1 pseudogene is annotated in these 540 nt (G+C 55.2%); it reads left to right on the forward strand.

What is annotated here, in order from left to right:
* Positions 1-56: 56 nt before the first annotated feature.
* A pseudogene (locus FCU66_RS40760) lies at positions 57-540 on the forward strand (IS5 family transposase); the annotation flags it as partial.

The raw sequence follows: 540 nt of genomic DNA on the forward strand, positions 1-540 counted from the left end.
AAGGCTTGTTGAGATTCAGGATTCCATTTTTGGCTTGATTGTGATTCAAGCTTTGGATGGAACGATTTGTGCTGACGGACGCCCAATGGGCGAAGATGGAACCGCATTGTCTGGGTAAGCCAGCCGATCCCGGACGAAGTGGTGGCGACAATCGCCGCTTCATTGAGGCGTTGCTTTGGATCGTGCGGACAGGAAGCCCGTGGCGCGACCTTCCAGCCTTCTTCGGAAGCTGGAACACGGTTTTCAAGCGATACCGCGATTGGGTCAAAGCCGATGTTTTCATTCGGCTTTTCGAGGCCTGCTCGGATGAGCCGGACATGGAATACGCCATGGTCGATGCTACCATCGTCAAGGTCCACCGCCATGGACAGGGCGCAAAAGGGGGACTCAAAGCCAGGCCATAGGCCGCTCCAAAGGCGGCATGACAACTAAAATCCTGGCACTCACCGATGCACTTGGCAATCTTGTGCGCTTTGTTCTTTTGCCCGGCCAGCGGTTCGACACGGTGGGTGTTGCACCGCTCATCAATGGTGTCTGTTT

Source organism: Mesorhizobium norvegicum (genome assembly GCF_004919685.1).
GTDB lineage: Bacteria > Pseudomonadota > Alphaproteobacteria > Rhizobiales > Rhizobiaceae > Mesorhizobium > Mesorhizobium norvegicum.